21 protein-coding genes and 1 pseudogene are annotated in these 20,995 nt (G+C 69.1%); 16 read left to right on the top strand and 6 right to left on the bottom strand.

All coding sequences use genetic code 11. The annotated features are described in order from the left end of the window. Window positions 1-225: 225 nt before the first annotated feature. Window positions 226-585: a winged helix-turn-helix transcriptional regulator gene (locus ACFLIM_RS47255; RefSeq protein WP_393176913.1), complete on the bottom strand. Its 360-nt coding sequence runs from the start codon at window positions 583-585 to the stop codon at window positions 226-228. A gap of 51 nt (window positions 586-636) precedes the next feature. Between ACFLIM_RS47255 and ACFLIM_RS47250 the strand changes: the two genes are divergently transcribed. After that, the gene (locus ACFLIM_RS47250) at window positions 637-1,170 is read left to right on the top strand and encodes a nuclear transport factor 2 family protein (RefSeq protein ID WP_393176911.1); all 534 of its coding nucleotides are present in this window, start codon (window positions 637-639) and stop codon (window positions 1,168-1,170) included. A gap of 4 nt (window positions 1,171-1,174) precedes the next feature. On the opposite strand, the gene ACFLIM_RS47245 is transcribed toward ACFLIM_RS47250, so the two are convergent. Continuing rightward, complete coding sequence (locus ACFLIM_RS47245) at window positions 1,175-1,423, bottom strand: cytochrome P450 (protein ID WP_393176909.1); 249 nt, start codon at window positions 1,421-1,423, stop codon at window positions 1,175-1,177. Between the two features lie 47 nt (window positions 1,424-1,470). Here ACFLIM_RS47245 and ACFLIM_RS47240 point away from each other — a divergent pair, with 47 nt between their 5' ends. From ACFLIM_RS47240 to ACFLIM_RS47215, 6 genes are all read left to right on the top strand, one after another. Next, window positions 1,471-1,671 (top strand): alpha/beta hydrolase fold domain-containing protein, encoded by a 201-nt coding sequence (locus ACFLIM_RS47240; protein WP_393176906.1) that lies wholly within the window; start codon window positions 1,471-1,473, stop codon window positions 1,669-1,671. 485 nt (window positions 1,672-2,156) lie between these two features. Next, the gene (locus ACFLIM_RS47235) at window positions 2,157-3,386 is read left to right on the top strand and encodes a serine hydrolase domain-containing protein (protein ID WP_393176920.1); all 1,230 of its coding nucleotides are present in this window, start codon (window positions 2,157-2,159) and stop codon (window positions 3,384-3,386) included. A 224-nt stretch (window positions 3,387-3,610) separates the two neighbouring features. Then, window positions 3,611-3,901: a hypothetical protein gene (locus tag ACFLIM_RS47230; protein WP_393176904.1), complete on the top strand. Its 291-nt coding sequence runs from the start codon at window positions 3,611-3,613 to the stop codon at window positions 3,899-3,901. 39 nt (window positions 3,902-3,940) lie between these two features. Further along, window positions 3,941-4,897: a D-alanine--D-alanine ligase family protein gene (locus ACFLIM_RS47225; RefSeq protein WP_393176918.1), complete on the top strand. Its 957-nt coding sequence runs from the start codon at window positions 3,941-3,943 to the stop codon at window positions 4,895-4,897. Window positions 4,898-4,902: 5 nt separating this feature from the next. Then, the gene (locus ACFLIM_RS47220; RefSeq protein ID WP_393176902.1) at window positions 4,903-6,273 is read left to right on the top strand and encodes a UDP-N-acetylmuramoyl-tripeptide--D-alanyl-D-alanine ligase; all 1,371 of its coding nucleotides are present in this window, start codon (window positions 4,903-4,905) and stop codon (window positions 6,271-6,273) included. Window positions 6,274-6,373: 100 nt separating this feature from the next. After that, window positions 6,374-7,066 (top strand): aspartate/glutamate racemase family protein, encoded by a 693-nt coding sequence (locus ACFLIM_RS47215; protein ID WP_393176900.1) that lies wholly within the window; start codon window positions 6,374-6,376, stop codon window positions 7,064-7,066. Window positions 7,067-7,115: 49 nt separating this feature from the next. On the opposite strand, the gene ACFLIM_RS47210 is transcribed toward ACFLIM_RS47215, so the two are convergent. Further along, window positions 7,116-9,125: an ATP-binding protein gene (locus tag ACFLIM_RS47210; RefSeq protein WP_393176897.1), complete on the bottom strand. Its 2,010-nt coding sequence runs from the start codon at window positions 9,123-9,125 to the stop codon at window positions 7,116-7,118. A 214-nt stretch (window positions 9,126-9,339) separates the two neighbouring features. Next, complete coding sequence (gene vanY-N, locus ACFLIM_RS47205; protein ID WP_393176895.1) at window positions 9,340-9,912, bottom strand: D,D-peptidase/D,D-carboxypeptidase VanY-N; 573 nt, start codon at window positions 9,910-9,912, stop codon at window positions 9,340-9,342. Between the two features lie 202 nt (window positions 9,913-10,114). Between vanY-N and ACFLIM_RS47200 the strand changes: the two genes are divergently transcribed. From ACFLIM_RS47200 to ACFLIM_RS47175, 6 genes and pseudogenes are all read left to right on the top strand, one after another. After that, window positions 10,115-10,789 (top strand): response regulator, encoded by a 675-nt coding sequence (locus ACFLIM_RS47200; RefSeq protein WP_393176915.1) that lies wholly within the window; start codon window positions 10,115-10,117, stop codon window positions 10,787-10,789. A 7-nt stretch (window positions 10,790-10,796) separates the two neighbouring features. After that, window positions 10,797-12,299 (top strand): ATP-binding protein, encoded by a 1,503-nt coding sequence (locus ACFLIM_RS47195; RefSeq protein WP_393176892.1) that lies wholly within the window; start codon window positions 10,797-10,799, stop codon window positions 12,297-12,299. After that, complete coding sequence (locus ACFLIM_RS47190; protein WP_393176889.1) at window positions 12,296-12,784, top strand: hypothetical protein; 489 nt, start codon at window positions 12,296-12,298, stop codon at window positions 12,782-12,784. The genes ACFLIM_RS47195 and ACFLIM_RS47190 overlap by 4 nt, the downstream gene beginning before the upstream one ends. Before the next feature lie 48 nt (window positions 12,785-12,832). After that, window positions 12,833-13,114, top strand: a pseudogene (gene lepB / locus ACFLIM_RS47185) (signal peptidase I); the annotation flags it as partial. A gap of 203 nt (window positions 13,115-13,317) precedes the next feature. Continuing rightward, window positions 13,318-13,623, top strand: a complete 306-nt coding sequence (locus tag ACFLIM_RS47180) for a histidine kinase dimerization/phospho-acceptor domain-containing protein (RefSeq protein WP_393176886.1) — start codon at window positions 13,318-13,320, stop codon at window positions 13,621-13,623. Between the two features lie 43 nt (window positions 13,624-13,666). Continuing rightward, entirely contained in the window at window positions 13,667-14,518 is an 852-nt protein-coding gene (locus tag ACFLIM_RS47175; RefSeq protein WP_393176883.1) for a helix-turn-helix transcriptional regulator, read from the top strand. Between the two features lie 502 nt (window positions 14,519-15,020). Here the strand turns inward: ACFLIM_RS47175 and ACFLIM_RS47170 are convergent. Further along, window positions 15,021-15,965, bottom strand: coding sequence for a methionyl-tRNA formyltransferase (locus ACFLIM_RS47170; RefSeq protein ID WP_393176880.1), 945 nt, complete (start codon window positions 15,963-15,965; stop codon window positions 15,021-15,023). A gap of 114 nt (window positions 15,966-16,079) precedes the next feature. Between ACFLIM_RS47170 and ACFLIM_RS47165 the strand changes: the two genes are divergently transcribed. Continuing rightward, window positions 16,080-17,390 carry a lysine N(6)-hydroxylase/L-ornithine N(5)-oxygenase family protein gene (locus ACFLIM_RS47165; RefSeq protein ID WP_393176878.1) on the top strand — a complete coding sequence of 437 codons (1,311 nt, stop codon included), beginning with the start codon at window positions 16,080-16,082 and terminating at the stop codon, window positions 17,388-17,390. A gap of 13 nt (window positions 17,391-17,403) precedes the next feature. Here the strand turns inward: ACFLIM_RS47165 and ACFLIM_RS47160 are convergent, their stop codons facing one another. Beyond that, window positions 17,404-18,486 (bottom strand): alpha/beta hydrolase-fold protein, encoded by a 1,083-nt coding sequence (locus tag ACFLIM_RS47160; RefSeq protein ID WP_393176876.1) that lies wholly within the window; start codon window positions 18,484-18,486, stop codon window positions 17,404-17,406. Window positions 18,487-18,732: 246 nt separating this feature from the next. Between ACFLIM_RS47160 and ACFLIM_RS47155 the strand changes: the two genes are divergently transcribed. Further along, window positions 18,733-19,788, top strand: coding sequence for a FecCD family ABC transporter permease (locus ACFLIM_RS47155; RefSeq protein ID WP_393176873.1), 1,056 nt, complete (start codon window positions 18,733-18,735; stop codon window positions 19,786-19,788). After that, window positions 19,785-20,861: a FecCD family ABC transporter permease gene (locus ACFLIM_RS47150; RefSeq protein ID WP_393176870.1), complete on the top strand. Its 1,077-nt coding sequence runs from the start codon at window positions 19,785-19,787 to the stop codon at window positions 20,859-20,861. The genes ACFLIM_RS47155 and ACFLIM_RS47150 overlap by 4 nt, the downstream gene beginning before the upstream one ends. The last annotated feature ends 134 nt before the right edge of the window (window positions 20,862-20,995 follow it).

Raw genomic sequence — 20,995 nt, 5'->3', positions numbered from 1 at the left:
TGGCCTACCACTGCCAGCAGGCGGTCAATAACGGGACACTCAGTGTCACCGTCTCCTCCGGCCGGAGCCCCTTCATCTACCCCCACCGCCACACATGGCTCGTCGGGCTGGGGCGAAGCCCCATTAGAGGTTGAATCGGCTCACCGCCGCACGGGATGAACGGTGGTGATCTTACAGCGCGCCCGGGGTCTCAGCCGGGCGTGGGACACCTCGGCCGCCTACCCGTCAGCGGCCGGGGTTCCGTGCCGCCCAGCTCAGCAGGTGCTCGAAGACGGGGGCGAGGGCCTCGCCCAGGTCGGTGAGGCCGTACTCGACCTTGGGGGGCACCTGGGCGTGCACGGTGCGGGTGACGATGCCGTCCTGCTCCAGGGCGCGGAGTTGCTGGATGAGCATCTTCTGCGTCACCGCGGGGATGGCGCGCTGCAACTCCGACAGCCGGGCGACCGGCCGCTCGAAGAGACGGAAGATGATCACTAGCTTCCATCGCCCTTCGAGCATCCTCAGCGCCGCCTCCGCCTGCTCCGCCGAGCACGCGGGGCGCACACTTTTTGGTGAGTAGCCCACTTTATTGTCGGTACTTGTCATGATGTCAGCGTACGCCGGACCCTGGATCGGACACGAGAGAAAGGGCTCGCCATGAGCATTGAGACCGACGTGCGCTACCTGCTCGACCGGCTGGAGATCCAGGACGTGATCCAGCGGTACGGCATCGGCCAGGACGCCCACCAGCCCAGTCCGGACGTCTGGGACAACAACGTCCTTGAGCAGTGGGACGAGGCCTTCACCCCGGCCGGCACCGTCGACTACACCTCCGCCGGAGACCCCGGCCCGGACGCGCCGTACCGGCAGCTGGCCGAGCACATGCGCGGCAAGGACCTGCGGGGCGGCGGAACGATGAGCGTGCTCGCCAACTGGCAGCACCTCGAAGGGGTGCCGACCGTCACCATCGACGGCGACACCGCCCACGCTCGCACCCCCCACCTGCACACCCACAAGGGCCGCCACGACGGCCCCGAAGGCTGGAACGTCGTACAGGCCGGCGTCTTCCACGACGACCTCGTACGGACCGAACGGGGCTGGCGCATCGCCCACCGCCGCATCGAAATCCATTACGTGGACGTGGTCGTCACCAAATCCGACCTGTTCGCGAAGGAGGGCCTGGAGGGATAGCAGGTCACCAGGTGACCGGCAGGGAGTACATGCCGTAGACCGAGACGTTGTCCTTGAACGGCAGGTCGCTGACGGGCTTGGCCAGTTCGATGGTCGGTATGCGGCGGAAAAGGGTGTCGAACACGACCTGAAGCTCGATCCTCGCGAGGTTCTGGCCGAGACACTGGTGCGGGCCGTGGCCGAAGGCGAGGTGGGGGCCGGGCGTCGCGGTCGACGTCGAGGGCGTCGGGGTTCTCGAAGACGGACGGGTCACGGTTCGCCGAATAGGTCAGGCCGAGCACGCCTTCGCCCGCCTTGATCGTGACAGCCGAGCACGACGCGCTGCGCGACGAGGGCGACGCCTACGCCCATCGCCTGGCACAGGCGCATGTACGGGTGGCGCACCGGCAAGAACCTGGCCTGATGCATGGCTTCATCCAGAACATGGACCTGACCTCCCCGGAGGCGGCCGCTGCCCACGACCGGCTGTTCCGCGACATCGCCTCCCTGATCCGCAGGTGAGGGGCCACCGGCACCGTTCGGCTCCTGGCCCGCTTTTCCCGCCGGCTGCGTCACTCCGCTCTGCAGCACCTGGCCGCTGACGGACGAACCGCTCCCGAGCTCCAGGCCGCATCCCGCCACCAGTACCTCGGGAGCCTCGGCCGCTACGTCCGACTCGGGGAGGCGACCTCCGCCCGCATCACCGCCGAAGTCGATCCTGCCGCTCCTCCAGCCCGCCACTGAACCCTCACGGACGTTCTCCACCCAGCTGACCAGCCCTCGTGCTCGCCGTCAACCATGCGGTGGCGTGTCAGCGGCCGCGTCAGGACGGCAACAGCCCGGCATCAGAGCGGTCGGCGATGGTGGATGCCATGAACGGTTCAGCGATTGCGGCCTCGGGGCTGGCCGAGCTCACCCCCGACCCTCGTGCGTCGCTCATGGAAGCCCATGAGCGCCACGCCGGTACGGGTCTCGCAGATCGAACACTGTAGGTAAGGAGATTCATGATGGGAAAAAGCAACAGCGGCTTCTCCGAAGCGGGACTGCGCAGATTGCGTGAGGTGCTGGCGCGGCATGTCGAGTCCGGGAAGATTCCCGGGCTTGTCGCTCTGGTCGGCCGGGGCGGTGAGACGCACGTTGAAGCGATCGGGACGATGCGCCATGACGGTGGCGCGCCAATGCGCCGGGACACGATCTTCCGGATGGCCTCGACGTCCAAGCCGGTTGCGATGGCGGCGGCGATGGTCCTGCTGGATGAGTGCAGCCTGCGGCTGGATGACCTGGTAGAGCCGTGGCTGCCGGAACTCGCCGACCGGCGGGTGCTGAAGCGGATCGACGGCCCGCTGGACGATACCGTGCCGGCGCGGCGGCCGATCACCGTACGGGACCTGCTGACCTCCACGTTCGGGCTCGGCATGGATATGACGTCGCTGGGCACCCCGATCATGGGCGCGATCTTCGAGCAGGGGCTCACGCCCGATCTACCGGAGCCGATGCCCGAGCCGGATGAGTGGATGCGCCGCCTTGGCACGCTTCCGCTGATGCACCAGCCCGGAGAGCGCTGGCAGTACCACATCAGCAACGATCTCCTCGGCGTGCTCGTCGCCAGGGTCACGGGCCAGTCGTTTGAGACGTTCCTGCGCGAACGCATCTTCGACCCCCTGGGCATGAAGGACACCGGTTTCCACGTGCCCGCCGACAAGATCGACCGGCTGCCGACCCTCTACGCCCCCGACCCGCAGACCGGAGAGTTCATCGTGTGGGACGAGGCCAAGGGGGGACGCTGGAGCCAGCCTCCGGCGTTCCAGGGCGGCGGCGGTGGGCTGGTCTCCACCGTCGATGACTACCACGCCTACTTCCGGATGCTGCTGAATGGCGGGATGCACGGCAGCGAACGGATCCTGTCCCGGCCCGCCGTCCAGCTGATGACCACCAACCGCCTCACGCCCGAGCAGCAAGCCGCCCGACACGCCATGGCCACCAACAACGTCCATGTGTCATTCGGCCAAGGGCAGCACGGCGGCTGGGGCTTCGGGATGGCGGTGCGCACCTACCGCGGCGACTACGCGTCCATCGGCCAGTTCGGCTGGGACGGCGGAAGCGGCACCTCGACCTACGCCGACCCGGACAACCAGCTCACCGGAATGCTGCTCACCCAGGTCGGGATGTCAGTCCCGAATTCGGCGCGGCTGATCCACGACTTCTGGACCACGCTCTACCAGGCAATCGACGACTAAGACACAGCCCGCGTCCCGCTACGCCCCTGGCGGGGCGAACCGTCGACGTTTCCGCGCGGGGTTGGGCTTGGCCCTGTCTGCCTGAGGCCGGGCCGCGCGAGGGTGAGATCCCCTCGGGCGGCCCCGGCCTCAGCAATCGAGATACCCCGGGCACCACCAGGACCGCATTTCACCATCCGTCCGTTCAATTGAACGTCAGAACAGATTCAAAAGAGCACACGACCATGTCCGTCACCCTTACCGATCAGGACAAGCTCACCCTGCGGACCGCCGCGTACGGCGCCGTCACGCTGATGTCCGCCGCCGATGCCGCCGGCAAGCGGGGCACGGCCGCCGGGCGCGGCACGATCAGCATCACTCGGGCAGAGGGTCGGAGCGTCCAGAATCGACCCGGTCGCGGCACACCGCGGGTGCGCTTTGGTCAGGAACTGGACAGCGAATGGCCTGGGAACTGGTCAGGCGAAGAGCCGACACTCGGCAGGCTGGTCCTGCGACGGCGAACACCGTGCCGCTAGCGGTGCTGTCTCCGTGCCACTGAGGAAGGCTGATTGATCGTGACTGAACGCGTACGCGTGGCTGTGCTGGCGGGTGGGCCATCCGCCGAGCATGAGGTGTCGCTGCAGTCGGCGCAGGCTGTGCTCGATGCTCTGCCGAGGGATCTGTACGAGCCCGTCGCCGTCATCATCGACCGGCAGGGCAGGTGGCCGGTGGAGCTGCGACGCGATCTGGCGGACGTGGTCTTCCCTGTGCTGCACGGGCCGTTCGGCGAGGACGGCGTCGTCCAGGGTCACCTGGAGACGCTGGGCATCCCGTACGTGGGCTGCGGCGTCATGGCCTCGGCCGTGGCCATGAACAAGGTCGCGATGCGGCGCACGTTCCTGGCGGAGGACATTCCGGTCACCCCACATGTGTGGTTCACCGAGCACGAATGGCGCACCACCACCGACTACTGGGGTCTGGTGAAGTCGCTCGACTGGCCGATGTACGTCAAACCGGCCAACATGGGCTCCTCCATCGGCATCTCACGTGTCACCTCCATGGAGGAGCTGCGCGCGGGCGTAGATCTGGCGCTGGCCTACGACCGGGTGGTCATCGTCGAGCAGGGCGTGACCGCGCGCGAGGTCATCTGCGGCGTGCTCGGCGGCCATGACACGCCGGATGCTTCGGTGCCCGGCGAGCTCATCGTGCCCGGCGACTGGCTCGACTATGAGGCCAAGTACCTCAGCCAGGCCGAGATCGCCATCATCCCTGCCGTGCTGCCAGAACGGGTGGCCGAGGACGTGCGCGAGCTGGCCCTGCGCGCCTTCCGGGCGATCGGTGGCTACGGCCTGTCCCGTGTCGACTTCCTCTATGAGGAGGACACGGGACGCCTGTACGTGCTGGAGATCAACACCATGCCCGGCTTCACCTCCCGTTCCGTCTACGCCAGGGCCTGGGCCGCAAGCGGTGTCCCGTACCCGGACCTGCTGCGCCGCCTCATCGACCTCGCGTTCGCCAGGAGCGGCTCATGATCCCCATGACGCTGAATAAGATCGCGCAGGTCGTCGGCGCAAGCCTGTATGACGTGCGCGACCCGCAGGCGCTGGTGACGGCGCCCTCGGCGGTCGACTCCCGCGAGGTGGTGCCTGGCGGCCTGTTCGCCGCGACGGTCGGCGCCCGCGTTGACGGTCACGACTACGCGGCCGGTGCCATCGCGGGCGGCGCCGTCGCCGTGCTGGCCTCAAGGCCCGCCGGCGTGCCCGCCCTCGTGGTCGAGGACGTCCAGCTCGCGATCGGCCTGCTTGCCAGGCACCTGCTCGAACACATCAGCCCGACCGTGATCGGCCTGACCGGCTCCGTGGGCAAGACCACGACCAAGGACCTGCTGGCCCAGGTGCTCGAACGGCACGCCGCGACGGTCGCCACCGACAGGTCGTTCAACAACGAGCTCGGGCTGCCGCTCACCGTGCTGCGTGCCGATGCCACCACCCGATACCTGGTGCTGGAAATGGGTGCAGGCCGGAAGGGCGACCTGACGTACCTGACCGGGCTCGCACCGCCCCAGGTCGGGCTGGTGCTCAATGTCGGCACCGCACATGTGGAGCGTATGGGAGTCGGGCCGGCCGACGTGGCCGAGGCCAAAGGCGAGCTGGTCGAGGCACTTCCGGCGGACGGGTTCGCACTGCTCAACGCCGACGACCCGTACGTCATGGGCATGGCCGGCCGCACCAGGGCCCAGATCCTGTTGTACGGCGGGTCGGCGGAGGCGCAGGTGCGAGCCGAAGATGTGCGGATGGCCGACCGCGCGCGAACCGCGTTCGAGTTGGTGACGCCCTCCGGCCGCGCCCCGGTCGAGCTCGACCTCATAGGCGAGCACCAGGTGAGCAACGCCCTGGCCGCCGCCGCCGTCGCCACCGCACTCGGCCTGGGCGTCGCCGAGATCGCCGATGGGCTGAACGCTGCACGGCGGCGCTCCGCGGGCCGGCTGGAGATCGTCGAACGGCCTGACGGCATCACCATCGTCAACGACGCCTACAACGCCAACCCCGAATCCATGCGGGCCGGGCTGCGCGCGGCCAAGGCCCTGGCCGGCACCCGTCGTACCGTCGCCGTGCTCGGCGCGATGGGGCAGCAGGCGGACGCCTCCCGCGCCCGGCACGCGGAGATGGGCCGGCTCGTCGCCGACCTCCGCTTCGACGTGCTGATCGCGGTCGGAGCAGGGGATCCGCTCGCGATGGCGGAGGCAGCGGAGTCCTCGAACCAGGGCGTGGCCGTCCATACCGTCGAGGACGTGGCCGGGGCCCTCAGGCTGGCCACCGCGCTTCTCGAACCGGGAGACGTGGTGTTCGTCAAGGCCTCCAGCGAGATCGGGCTCGGCGCCTGCGCCCGTGCGCTGGCCGGCGCCTGACCGTTGGCGCAGCCGTGATGGCCGGCCGTGCCACATGATCACAACGGTTCGCCAATCGAAGGGGAAAGCCTGCCGGCACAAGCTGGCGGAACGGAGTTCCATGCGCACTATCGGTCTCATCGGCGGGTTGAGCTGGGAATCGACGATGATCTACTACCAGATCATCAACCAGCGGGTACGCGAGCGACTCGGCGGCAGCCATTCCGCCAACAGCCTCATCTGGTCGGTCGACTACACGACCGTCGAGGACCTCATCTTCGCCGACCGCTGGGACGAGGTGAGTACGTTGCTGACCGGTGCGGGCAGGAAACTGCAGGATCTCGGCGCCGACCTCCTGCTCATCTGCAGCAACACCTTCAGCCGGGTGAGCGACGACGTGGAGCGGGCCGTGAGCGTGCCCGTGCTGCACATCGCCGACGCCGTGGGCGCCGAGGTCCGCGCCAGGGGAATGCGCAAGGTGGGTCTGCTGGGCACTCACTTCACCATGGAGCAGCCCTTCTACCGGGATCGGCTGGCCGCCCACGGCTTCGACGTGGTCGTCCCGCGGCGTGAGCAGCGGGAACTGGTCCATCGCGTGATCTTCGACGAACTGGTGCGCGGGGTGCTCCGGGAATCGTCCAGGGACGCGTACGCCCAGATCATCGATGATTTCGCAGACGACGGCGCTGAAGGCGTCATCCTCGGCTGCACGGAGATCGAGCTGCTGATCAGTGAGAAGGACAGCGCCATCCCGGTGCTGCCGAGCGCTCGACTGCACGCGGAGGCGGCGGCCGGCTTCGCGCTTGCCGACTGACACGCCGTGGGCACCCTGCGGCGCCGCCGCGCCGGCACGATGTGGCGGCTCAGGTGGATCGGTACGCCGGTGCGTTGGTGCCATACAGCTCCCGGTGCCACAGATCGGCGCAGACACGTTCGATGCCGGCCGTCAGATGGCGGCGGTAGGTGGTGAAAGGGAGGCCGAGTCGTTCCGCGGCCAGCTCCTGAGTGGGCGTGCTGCGGAGGAACGTGACGGACAGCGCCCGGTGGAACTTGACCGAGCGCGGATCCTCACGCAGGTCGTCGATCGCCTGGCGTAGCAGGTCACCCAGTGCCGTGGCCGGGTTCTGCCCGGCCCGCTCGGCGATCAGCCTGGTGCGCGTCAGTGGGGAAGCGGCCAGCGCGTCCAGCCGCGACAACTGGCGCAACGCCTTGCGAACCGCCTCGGCGAACTCCGCCTGGGACAGCACCGCCAGTTTCGCCGTCGCGGCACTCGGGCCGCCGGCAGGCCCCGCGACGAGCAGTTGGTTCATCCGCTCCAGCCACGCCTGCGCCGGCACCGCGCGCCAGTCATGAACGAACAGGGTGTACGCGTCATCCCCCAGCCGTGGCTGCTCGGAGATGTCACGCATCCCGTAATGCCGCCGTAAATGCTCCACCCACGCTTGGTTCGGATGCCGTATCTCGATATATGACCATGCCATCCGCTCGGCCCGCAAACAATTGCCGATCACTCGCCACTGGATCAAATCCATCACCGGCGAGTTCCCGCGATACGGCGGCAGCGCCCATAGCCGGCTGACCGCCAAATGTTCACCGGCGCGCAACGGCGTGGTGGCACGCGCATGCGCCCACGCCATGGCCACGATGGGATCGGCCGTCAGCTCCTCCTCATCGAGTTCCGCCAACCGCAACCACGCGGAGAAAGCCACGGGCTCGCCGGTTTCGGTCCGTCGATACAGCCGGAACGCCTCCAGCTGACGTTCCGCCCAGAAGGCGGCGCAGCCCGCGGACGCCGCACCCTCCGCCGCCGTCGCCACCCGGAGCAACGTGCCGACGTCCTCCTCCCGCAACACCTCTTCCTGGAACTCGCCCTCGTCGTGGCGGCCGTGGAAATCGGCCGGCGCCCCGTTGTCGCGATGCAGGTAGAGCAGTGCCGCCACCGCGCCGAGCACGTCCACATCGCTCGCCGTGCGCACCCTCTCCGCCAGATGCGCATGAATGCGGTCGTGCATCACCGCGTACCCCTCGGGATCCCGCCATCGTAGGTCCGCCTCCAGCAGCTCCCGCACCACGTCATGCGGAAACAGCCCGAGACTGCTCGACTCCACGAACGGCAACCGCCGCAACCACCGGAACAACGTCCCGGCGTCCTCCGGCAAGGCCGCCCGCAGCAGGTCCTCCGTCGTCATGTACGCATGCGCGCAGATCTCCAGAGCATGCCGATGCGCCGCCGAAGGCAACTCGCCCACCAGCTGATCCAGCAACGTGGCCACCACGTCCTGATTCGGCATCCACCGCCTGCCGGCCCCGCCGTCCTTCACCGCCACGGCCGCCCCCAGTAGCAGCGCCAGCGGATGACCACCGGCGAAGGCCAGCAGCGGCTCGCGCAACTCGGCCGGCACCCCGGAGGAGTCCATCAGGGCCTGCGCATCTCCGGCCCGCAGGTCGCGCAGCGGCAGCACCTCCAGCGCCCCCGCCCATCCCGGATCCGCCTGCCACCGCATATCCGGCGGGTTTCGCCCCGCGATCACCACCAGCGCCCCCATGGGCACCCGCGGCAGGAACCGCTCGCGCAGCCATCCCTCCAAGCCCTGAATTCGTTCGAAGTTGTCGACCAGCAGCACCGCGTCCGCATCGCGAAGCACCAGCTCGGCCTCAGCCTCGGACGCCGCCGGCGACGGCGACGGCTCCAACATGCGCCCGTCCACCATGGACACCGGCCGCCCCGCCACCGCGGCCTCGTGAGCGAACCGCCGCAACAAGGCCGACTTCCCGATCCCGCCAGGACCGTGCACGTACAGAACACTGCAGCCGCCGCCGTACAACGCCGCGTTGAAAACCGCGAGCTCTTCCTCCCGCCCCACAAACGCCATCTCGCGCGCTGCTTGCAGGCGCCATCCCAGCAATCCGGACTTGTTGTTACTCCCCGATGACATACCCCTAACCCCTCTCCGAATGCCCGGTCGATACCGCTGTTGAATGCCCGGGCCGAACCCTTGGGCGCGCTGGTCGGATTACCGGTTCGGTTCTCGGGCGCAAACCCGTCAACGTCCCCAAATCGCACACATGGGTGGACCCGGACCTGGGCTACATCTGGTCCCCGTTCTCGATGACGTAGCCCACGCCTGGGTGGGGTCGTCGTCGTGGTGGCGTGCCGCCGCTGTCTGGGCGGTGCTCGAAGTGCCACCACTCGTTGTCGTACATGCGGTAGAGGTCGTAGCGGGCGCCGTGTTCCTCGAGCCAGCGCGCGCCTTCGTGGGGGCGCACGTCCAGCGCGATGCCCTTGACGTGGTTGGATTCCGCCGGTGGTAGCACGAGCATTCGTGCCGAGGCCGGGGAGCCGGAGCGGCGCACCTCCTCGTCGAACATCCGTTGTTGGACATGGGGATCGCGGTATCCCGAGGTGAGGCCGATGAGCTGGCCGTGACGCCAGAGCGCCTCGGTGCGCGCCGCGGTGAACGCCGCCATGGCGCCGTCGGTGAGCCCGGTGAGGTCCTCGGCGGGGAATCGCATCCCCAACGCCCAGCGGCAGGCCAGTTCACGGGCGCGGCCGGGATGGCGGGCGAGCGCCGCGGGCAGCAGGAGAACGGCGAGCACCAGCGTGACCACGGCGAACAGCCGGTCACGGGGCCGAGGTGGGATGGTGCGTGGTTCGTCCATGACGACTACAGTTGGCGCCGAATGTGCGTGCGTTGTCCGCCGCATGTCACCGTTTCTCGACGGCGGCCACCGTCGGCGCGACCGTCGGCGCGACCGTGACACAACCATGACAAGGCGCGGACGAGGCGGGGACATGGCCGGCCGACAGTGGATGGAGTTGACCGGCGGGCGAGTTACGGAGCGTGCTGTGAAACGCGGGGGCGTGTCGCGAGTGTTGTTGATCGAGGATGACCCGGCCGTGCGGGAGGGCCTTGAGCTGGCCCTGACCCGGCAGGGGCACCGGGTGCGCGCGGTGGAGTCCGGCGAGCAGGGGCTGGACCGGCTGCGTGCGGACCTTCCCGACGTCGTCGTGCTCGATCTGATGTTGCCTGGCATGGACGGGTTCGAGGTCTGCCGCCGCATCCGGGCCGCCGGGGAGATACCGATCATCATGCTGACCGCGCGCAGCGACGACATGGACGTGGTGGCCGGGCTGGAAGCGGGCGCCGACGACTACGTCGTCAAGCCGGTGCAGCCCAGGGTGCTCGAGGCGCGCATTCGCGCGGTGCTCCGGCGGATCGGCCGGGACCAGGCGGAGCTGGAGCGGCACGGGGACCTGACCATCGATCGGGCCGGGCTGGTGGTCGCCAACCGCGGCGTTCCGGTCAGTCTCGCCCCGACCGAGCTGCGCCTGCTGCTCGAGCTCTCCGGCACGCCGGGCCGGGTGCACAGCCGCCAGCAGCTGCTGGAGTCGGTGTGGGAGCACGGGTATTTCGGCGACTCGCGTCTCGTGGACGCGTGCGTGCAGCGGTTGCGCGCGAAGATCGAGGACGACTCGGCGGCGCCCGTCTACGTGCAGACGGTGCGTGGGTTCGGCTACCGGTTCGGGCCAGTGTGAGCCGCCGGTGACACCTCGGCCGAGCCTGGGGCTACGTGCCCGGCTGTTGTTCGCGTTCGCCCTGCTGTGTGTGGTCACCGCGGCGGCGGTGGCCGGCGGGATGTACATCCAGGCCCGCAATGACATCCTGCAGCGGGCCCAGGATGCCGCGGTGCAGGCGATGACAAGCCGCCTGGAGACGCTCTTCCCGTTGCAAAGTGCGACACCGGACCAGACCCAGCTCGACAAGATCGCCGCCGCCGCGACCGACCAGAGCTGCTGTGGGTTCGCCTTCTACCGCGAGATGCACTCGCCGGTCGCCGGGCCGCCAGATGCCGGGCCGCCGGGGGGCTGGAGGCCGAACGGGAGGCCGCCGGTCTTGGATCTCGGGGTGATTTCACCGGCGTTGCGACGGGCGGTGGCCGGCGGCGAACTCGCGTGGCAACGCGTGGTCTTGCAGGACGAGCCCTTCTTGATCGTCGGCACGCCGTTGCTGATCGTCGAGCGGGACCAAGCGCCTCGGCTGTCGGGCATCGAGGTCTACGCCGTGCGCAGCCTGCTTCCCGAACAGCGCAGCATCGACGGGCTCGCCGCACGCGCCTGGCTCACCGGCGGGGCGGCCCTGGCGTTCGCGGTCGTCCTCGCGTTGCTGGCCACCCGTGGCGTGCTGCGCCCGGTGCGCGAGCTCGGCCGGGCGGCACGCCTGCTGGGCGAGGGCGAGATGCGGACCAGGATCGCGGTCAGCGGCTCCGATGAGCTGGCCGACGTGGCACGCACCTTCAACAACACCGCCGCGGAGCTGGAACGGCACGTCAAGCAGCTCCGCGAGATGGAGGCCGACGCCCGCCGGTTCGTGGCCGACGTGTCCCACGAGTTGCGCACCCCGCTGGCCGCGCTCGCCGCGGTCGCTGACGTCCTCGAGGAGGAGGCGGGCCAGTTGCCCGAGCCCGCCGGCAGGGCCGCCAGGCTGGTCAGCCAGGAGACGCTCAACCTTACCGGGCTGGTGAACGACCTCATCGAGATCAGCAGGTTCGACTCCGGCGTCGCGGCCCTCGTGCTGAACGAGGTCGACGTGGCCGAGCTGGTGCGCTCGACCCTGCGTGCCAGGGGCTGGTCGGAGCCGGTGCACACCGAGCTGCCAGCCGCGGTGACGGCACGGCTGGACCCGCGCCGAGTGGACGTCATCCTCGCGAACCTGGTCGGCAACGCCCTGCGGCACGGCGAGCCACCGGTGTCGGTACGGCTTTCCGCCGACCAGCACTGGATCGCTCTCGAGGTCCGTGACCACGGACCGGGGCTGAAGGAAGCGGTGCTGCCGCACGTGTTCGACCGGTTCTACAAGGCCAATGCGGCCAGGGCCAGGTCCGAGGGCAGCGGCCTCGGCCTCGCCATCGCGCTGGAGAACGCGCGCCTGCACCGAGGCGACCTCACCGTCGCCAACGCCCCGGACGGCGGCGCCATGTTCACGCTGCGCCTGCCACGCCGGGCACACGATCCGGACGGGCAGATCGACACGGGAGGCCCCGAGTGAGGACCGGGCTCGCCCGCCGCGTGCTCGCCGCGGGCCTCGTATCGCTCGTGGCCGTGGCCGGCTGCGGTGTGCGACCCAGCGACGTCATCCGCGCCGGCGATCCGCCGAGCGGAGGCGTCGCACCAACCACGGCGATCACCCTCTACCTGGTCAAGAACGGCCGACTCAGCGCGGTAACGCGGCCCGGTGGTCGACCACTGTTCCGGGCGGACAAGCTCGCGCTGCTGGCAGCTGGACCCACCACGATGGAACGGGCGCACGGACTCACCACCGACGTCCCGCCCGAAGCCGGCCCGTTCTCGGTGACCGCCGCGCCGGCCGGCCACTTGGTGGTGACCCTGTCCATTCCGGCCGGCGAACTGTCCCCACTGGCCGTCGAGCAGATCGTGTGCACGGCCGCCGCCGCCACGGCGCCGGAAAGCCCTGCCCAGGTCACCGTCGTCGGTGCTGGGCAGAGCGTCGGCCCCCGAAACTGCCCGGGGTAACGGTGTGCTCGACCGCATCCGTACCACGTTGGTCGATCTAGCCAGCGAACTTGTGGGAGAGTCATCGGGGTGCCCGGAAGCACCGTGAAGTGCTGCGAGGCCCGGGGGCGGCTGGAGGTGGACGGCCACGCGTTGGACGAGCCGTACCTGAAATCCCTTCCGGCCTCGTACCCGAAATTCGACGTTCAGGTGCCGCGCGGTCGGCTCTGGCTCATGAGCGACAACCGCGACATCGCTCTCGACTCCCGCGCCCACCAAGGTGACCCCGTGGGCGGCACCATCGGGATCTCTGACGTGCTCGGTGTAGTGGACGATCCGGCGGGGCAGTAGCTCTCGCCCTCGTCAACGCGTCCGGGCGGTGGATGCGGAGGACCGCGTCGATGAGGGTGGTACTGGCGAGACCTAGTTTCGGAAGGGCCAGCTGGAGCCCCATATGCGCATGTATCCCGGCGTTTAACTGGGTGAGTTCACTCATCGAAGGGGGCAGCGAAGTGTGCGCCATCACCACATCGACGTCGCGAAGGCACCCGCACGTGCTGGACGCCGTATCCGCCGAGGTCGAGCAGCGGGTCCGGATCCTGCTCGAGGAGCAGTGCCGGCTCGGTGCGGATGCCGCCCACGCGCTGCGTACACCCGTCGCCGCGCTGCGCGCGGAATTGGAGGAAGCCCGCCTGCACCCCGACACCACCGATCTGGATGGGCTGCTGAGCCGTACCCTGCGCGCCGTGGGGCGGCTGCAGGAGGTCATCGAGGAGTTGGAGTTGCTGGCCGGCCCGTCGGTCGCCGTGCTGGAAGCAGGCGGGTACGGAGAGCGGCTCCGGCGATACTCACCAAGGTGACCCGCTGACCAGGGCTTTACCTGCGCAGATGCATACTGGCCAGATGAAGCGCCCAGACGAGCTGCGCGAGTTCCTGCGTTCTCGACGGGCTCGGGTGACCCCGCGGGACGTGGGTCTGCCCTGGCGTACCGACGGCCGCCGAGTCGCCGGGCTGCGCCGCGAGGAGCTCGCCCTGGCCGCCGGAGTCAGCGTCGACTACTACACGAGGATGGAGCAGGGCCGCGTCGGCAACGTCTCCGACCAGGTGCTGGAGGCGGTGGCCGGCGTCCTGCGGCTGACCTCGGAGGAGCACCGCCACCTGCGCGAGCTGCTCAAGGATCCGGGCGCCCCGCCGGAGTCACCGGTCCGCGCGACGCCGATCCGGCCGCGGGCGACGCTGCGCATGATGCTGGACATGCTCGACCCGGTGCCGGCGCTCCTGATGACCAAGGTCCTGGACATCGTGGCGATCAACCGGATGGGCGCGGCCATCATGACCGACTTCGGGGCCATGCCCCGCGCCGAGCGCAACGAGATCCGCTGGATATTCCTCGATCCCAAGTCGCGTGACGTCTTCGTCGACTGGGAGGAGGTCGCGGTGGAGTGCGCCGCCTGGCTCAGGGGCGCGCTGGGCCGGGCCGGGACCGACCCGCGGCCGCAGGAGCTGGTCGACGAGCTGCTCACGCACTCCGCCGAGTTCGCCCGATTCTGGGCCGATCATCGCGTGACGTACTGCACGTACGGCGTCAAACGCTTCCGTCATCCCGAGGTGGGCACGATGACGCTCAACTGGGAGTCGTTCGCGCCGACCGCCGATCCGGACCTGTACCTCGTGGTCTACACCGCCCTGACCGGCTCCCCGTCCGAGGAGATGCTTACGGCGCTGGCCGCGAGCCGGGGCGTGCGGACCGCCTGACCCCGCCCTCCTCAGCGCCGCCGGTGTTGCCCGTAAAGGATGACGGTCTTGATGAAATCGCAGGCCAGAAGAGCCTCGGCTGGCGAGCGCAGGAAGTTGGTCCACCCCGGCGATGGCCCAGGCTGGGTTCTCGTGAACCAGGCGCAGCATGAGAGGACGGCGGCGAGAGAGGACGGCTGAGTGCTCAAGAACACGCTGTCCAGGCCCGAGCTGATGATCGGCCTGGACAGCGCCGGTCGGCATCGTCCGTTCCCTCCATGCCGGGTGGTCAGGGGAGAGCTTGGTGCGGTGCGAGCGGCGCCGGATCTGGCCGGTGCGGGCGGCCCGCCGCAGCAGGAGGATGGTGGGCACCAGGCAGACCAGCAGTGCGAGCAGCCTGGCCTCGGGTCCGAACGTGCCGCCGGTCAGCGCGCGGACGAATACGGAGTTCAGGGCGCCGGCACCGACCAAGCGCTGGCCTGCGCGGGTGGATTTCCGGCGCACGCAAGGGTGAAGGAGGCGCTCACGGGTGGCGGGCCAGGTAACCGCCCATGGTCCTGAACACCTCATCGGCCGGCAGGTCGGTGCCGCCCTGGGTGCGGACCCGTTCGATCACCAGGCCGTGGCTGCGGCCACGGCGGGCCTCGGCGCCGGCGACGATAACGATGCCGTCGCCCTCGCGGATGAACACCCGGCCCGGGATGCCGCCGTAGATGCCCTTGGAGACCGAGGCCTTCAGGATGCGGATGCACTCGCCCTTGTAGTAGGTGAAAGCATTGGGGTAGGGGTCGGACTGGGCGCGCACCAGTCGTTCGATGTCCTCGGCGGGCCAGGTCCAGTCGATGTTGCCGTCCTCGATCGAACGCTTGTGGAAGAAGCTGGCCTTGGAGCGGTCCTGGGGCGTCCAGTCGGTATGGCCGGAGGCGATGAGATCCAAGGCCTCGGCGACGATGGGGACGATGAGGTCGACGGTGCGGTGGAACAGATCGGTGGCGGTGTCGCCCGGGCCGACCGGGACGGCGCGCTGCACCACGATGTCCCCGGCGTCCAGTTCGGCGTCCATCATATGGGCGGTGACGCCGACCTCCTTCTCGCCGTTGATGAGCGCCCAGATGAGCGGGGAGAAGCCGGCGTAGGCCGGAAGCAGCGAGTCATGCACGTTGAGGATGCCGTACCGGGGGAGGGTGAAGATCTCAGGCGGTATCCAGGTGCGCCAGTTGTTGGCGACGATGAGGTCAGGCTCGACTTCCTTGAGGGTGAGCAGGAGTTCGTCGTCAGGGCGGTTGCGAAGCAGGACCGGGACGCCGTGGGCCTCGGCCAGCTCGGCCACCGAATCGCTCCAGATCTTCTCGTAGACGTGGTCGCTCTGGGGGTGAGTGACCGCCAGTACCACGTCGTGCCCGGAGCCCAGTAGGGCTTGGAGTGTGCGATGCCCCCAGGTCTGGTAGCCGAACATCACGACCCGCATCAGCGCTCTCCTTGTGAGGTGAGTGGGATAAAGGTTAGGCTCGCCTAATTAGGCCAGCCTAACCTAAGTTGGACCTTGATTCCACCATGGATTCCCACCCTCGAAAGGCCTTCCATGCCCACTGCCGAGCAGCCCATCCACGACCTCGTCGGCATCGGTTTCGGACCTTCCAACCTCGCCCTGGCCATCGCGCTGCGCGAGCGCCAGGCGCGTACCGGCAAGCGAATTGACGCGGTGTTCCTGGAGAAGCAACTCACCTTCGGATGGCACCGCGGCATGCTCCTTGAAGGCACCACGATGCAGGTCTCCTTCCTCAAGGACCTGGTCACCATGCGCAACCCCACCAGCGAGTTCAGCTTTCTGTCCTACCTCAAGGCGCATGGCCGGATGCTGGATTTCATCAACCACAAGACGATGTTCCCCTCTCGCGTGGAATTCCATGACTACCTGGAGTGGGCCGCGTCACCCTTCACCGACCAGGTCGAGTACGGCTCGGAGGTCGTCGCGGTCACTCCCGTCACCGTCGATGGCATGGTGGAATACCTCGACGTGGTGGTCCGCCAGGGCGAGGGGGAGCTGAGCACTCGCCGCACCCGCAACCTGATCGTCGCCGTCGGCCTGGTTCCGATGCTGCCCGACGGGATGGTCAGCGACGAACGCATTTGGCACAGCGAAGAGCTCCTGGACAGGCTCCCCTCGGTCACGGACCCCCGCCGGTTAGTGGTGGTCGGTGCCGGCCAGAGTGCCGCCGAGGTGACCGACCACCTGCATGGCCGTTTCCCCGGCGCCGAGGTGTGCGCGGTGTTCTCCAAGTACGGCTACACTCCCGCCGACGACAGCTCCTTCGCCAACCGCATCTTCGACCCCGTCGCGGTCGACCAGTACTTCGGCGCGCCCGAGACGGTCAAGGAAAGCCTGCGCGCCTACCACGCCTCCACCAACTACTCCGTGGTCGACCTCGACCTCATCGACGAGCTGTACCGCAGGCACTACCAGGAAAAAGTGCAGGGCGAGCAGCGGCTGCGCATCCTCAACGCTTCCAGGCTCGTCGAGGTCGCCCGGGACGCCGAGGGCGTGCGCGCCACCGTTGAGTTCCTGCCCACCGGGGAACGGACCGTCCTGGAAGCCGATGTGCTCGTCTACGCCACCGGCTACCGGCCCGGCGACCCGCTGACCCTGCTGGGCGCCATCGGCGAGCACTGCGAGCGGCTGCCCTCGGGTGCCCTGCGCGTCGAGCGCGACTACCGGATCGCCACCTCCACCCACCTGCGCTGTGGCATCTACGTGCAAGGAGCCACCGAGCACACCCACGGCCTGACCTCAACTCTGCTGTCCAACACCGCCGTGCGGGCCGGGGAGATCGTCGATGCGGTGGCCGGGCGGCTGAGCGACAGCGGCCGCAGCGCCTACGCGTTCTCGCGCTGATGGCCGAGTACGTCTAGGCGAGCGCCCAGGCGACACCCCTGAGCAGGGCGTGTCGCCAGCCCGCTCGATCGTGGCCCGAGGCCGACCGCGAAACCCGCACGGTCGCACCGGCCTGTTCGGCCAGGGTCTCGACCAGCTCGCAGTGCGGCAGCATCCGCGTCTCGTGTTCCCCCACGTCGAACGCGACCCGCAGACCGGACAGGTCGGGGCGCTCCCGCAGGCGCGCGGCGATGGCACCGCCGACCGGGCCACCCATGGGGTCGGCCAGGTCTACGGCGCCGGGTGTCCACCAGAACGACGCCGACTGGCATGCGACACTGGACACCAGATCCGGGAACTCCAGTGCCGCGTGCATCGCGCTCAGCCCGCCGAGGCTCTGCCCGGCGACCACCAGCCGGTCTCGGTCAGCAGGTACGCCGCTTTCGGCTACCAGCGGCAGCAGTTCGTCCCGGATCGCCTCCCACAGCTCGGGCCTGCACCCGAACTCGGCGTCCCTGGCCTGAGTGGGCAGGAAGATGAGCGTGACGGCGGGCATCTCGCCATGGGCGACTGCCGAGTCGAACGCGGTCATGGCCGGGTGCAGGTACAGCCAGTCGTCCCCGTCGAGCAGCAGGACCATCGGTCCGCCACCGCCCGCCGCGTGGACTCGCACGGAGCGCCGTCCGCCGAGCCGTTCGCTGGTCCAGCGGAGGCGGGTACGCGGGAGGGGCAGGACGTCGGCGGTGCTGATGGCAGGCCAGTGCGGCTGGGCAGGGGCGTCCGGAGTCGCGGCGATGGACCGGTCACCGCCCGCACCGACCGGGTTGAACGGGTCTGCGTACGCTGCGTCGTCCGTGCGGAACTGGTAAGTCACCCGCAGCCGCGCCGGCATGACCACCTCGGCGTACCAGCAGTCCGTATGGCCCCATCGGCGTAGGGGCACCGGCTCCGACCAGCTCTCGAAGCCGATGCTCGCCGGGGACCCGCGCCACAGGAACAGGGTCACCCAGCCGCCGTGGTCGCCGGCAGGTACCGACGCCGGTGCCCTCGCCGCCGCCCAGAACTCGTCGGTACCGGGTTTACCGGGAAACCCGAACTTGGCGAAGGTGTTCTCCATGCGCAGTCCTACTCCGTCCCTACCGTCGGCCAGATACTAAGGATAGACTTACCTAAGTTGATGCATCGAGCTGGCGGGTTTCGGAGAACACGCGAGCCGCAGCCGCTCACGCGTCCCGACCGTCCGCTGTCGGCCGGGCCGTTTCCGGTCAAGGTGCTCTCGAGAGAGCGGACCGTTCAGCGGATCGAGGCTCGTGATGGTCCTCTGGCCGCGTATTCCCGGTGGATCAAAGGAAAACGTACGTCGATGAGTACGACCGTGGCGAAACGTCCCGCGTCCGAGGCCACAGAGGCCCGCCGGCGGCGGGTTGTGGGCCTGGGCACGCTTGTGCTGGTTCTCCTGGTCGCGGGGGCGGTGTCGTTGGCTGTCGGTGCGCGCGCGTTGAGTCCCGCGGAGGTGTGGCACGGGTTGTTCACGGCGCCGGGCTCCGACCAGCGGCTCACCGAGATCACACTCATCGTGCAGACCGTGCGCGTCCCCCGGACCGTGCTCGCGATCGTGGCGGGCGTCGCCTTGGGGGTCAGCGGGGCGTTGATCCAGGGGTACACGCGTAACCCGATCGCCGACACGGGGTTGCTGGGGGTGAACTCCGGCGCCTCGTTCGCCGTGGTATCGGTGACCCTCCTGTTCGGGCTCGCCAATCCGTACCAATACATCTGGTTCGCCTTCCTGGGGGCGGCGGTCGCCGGTGTCGTCGTGTTCGGGCTGGCGAGCATCGGCCGGGGGGCGGGCAGCCCGTTGACGCTCGCGCTGGCCGGGCAGGGGGTCACGGTGTTCCTGGCAGCGATGACCACGGCGGTCGCGCTGTCGGACCAGGCGTCGCTGAACGCGCTGCGGTTCTGGAACGCGGGCTCTGTGGCCGGTCTCGGATTCGACGTCATCTGGCCGGTGGCCGCGTTCATCGTGGCCGGGTTGGTGCTGGCGCTGACCACACTGCCCGCTATCAACCTGCTCAACCTGGGTGACGATGTGGCGCGGGCGCTGGGGGTGAACATCACGCTGAGCCGGACCGTCGGTATCGTCGCCATCACCCTGCTGGCGGGCGCGACGACGGCGGCGTGCGGCCCCATCGCGTTTCTCGGGCTCATGGTGGCCCACGTGGCCCGGTATCTCACCGGGCCGGACTATCGCTGGCTGGTGCCGTGCGCGGGTCTGCTCGGCGCCGTTGTCCTGCTGGTCTGCGACATCGTGGGGCGCGTGGCGACACGACCGGGCGAGTTACCGGCGGGCGTCGTCCTCGCTCTCGTCGGCGCCCCGTTCTTCGCGGCGCTGGTGTGGCGCGGAAAGTTCAAGACGGTATGAACGAGACAGCGGTGAAGCAGTCGGTGGCGCCGGGCGTACGGCTCGGCTCCGCGTCGTTCGTGTGGCGACCCTGGATGGTATTCGTCACGCTGCTGCTGGTGGCGGCGACCTTTCTGGTGTTCTGCCTGTCCATCGGCGTCGGGGACTTTTCCATCGGCCTGCCCCAGGTGATCGCCACGCTCCTCGGCCAGGGTGAGCGGGTCGACGAGTTCGTGATCATGGACCTGCGGATGCCGCGCGCGCTGGCCGGGCTCATCGTGGGGGTCGCGCTGGGGGTGTCCGGGGCGATCACGCAGTCCATCGCGCGCAACCCGTTGGCCAGCCCGGACATTCTGGGGATCACCGGGGGCGCGAGCGCGGTCGCGGTATTCCTGGTGACGGTGTCGGGTGGGGCCGCCGCGGCGATCGTCAACTCCGTGGGTCTGTCCGCGGCGGCACTCGCGGGCGGCCTTGGCACTGGTCTGCTGGTGTATTTCCTGGCGTGGCGGCGCGGGATCGATGGCCTCCGGCTCATCCTCATCGGCATCTCGGTGAGCGCCGTAATGGAGGCGATCACGATCTGGCTGCTGGTCACGGCCGACATCCGGGACGTGGCCCGTGCCCAGGCGTGGCTGGTCGGCTCGCTGGACAACCGATCATGGGACGAGGTCTGGGTGGCGCTGTGGTGCACGCTCGCCCTCATGGCCGTCGTGTCGTGCGTCGCGTTCCACCTCAGGCCGCTGCACTTCGGTGACGAGGTCGCGGCGGGCCTGGGTGTCCGGTACTCGATGGTGCGGGCGGTCCTGCTGTTGTGCGCGGTGCTGCTGGCCGGCGTGGCGGTGAGCGCGGCGGGCCCGGTCCCGTTCGTCGCGCTGGTGACGCCGCAGGTGGCGATGCGTTTGTCGCGGTACCCGACGCCGCCGTTGGTGGCCTCCGGGCTGGTGGGCGCGCTGCTGTTGATCGGCGCGGACCTGGTGGCGCGTACGGCGCTGCCGGCCACTCTCCCGGTCGGCGTGGTCACCGCCGCGATCGGCGGCCCCTTCCTCGTCTACCTGCTGGTGAGGGCGAACCTCAGAAGGGGGATGCGCGGATAGGCCGGCCCCGGTCGCACCGGAAGGGCTGACGGTGGCCGACCGGCCGATCGGTCGCAGCCACGTCCAGCTCGATCAAAGTAAGGTTAGCCTCGCCTAACCTCCGCATGTTACGGTTTTCCTGCTCCAGTCAGGGT

The sequence above is a fragment of the Nonomuraea marmarensis genome, from assembly GCF_043197025.1.
Taxonomy (GTDB): domain Bacteria; phylum Actinomycetota; class Actinomycetes; order Streptosporangiales; family Streptosporangiaceae; genus Nonomuraea; species Nonomuraea marmarensis.
The sequence above is the reverse complement of the archived record's forward strand: the minus strand, read 5'-3'. Positions and strand labels throughout refer to the sequence as shown.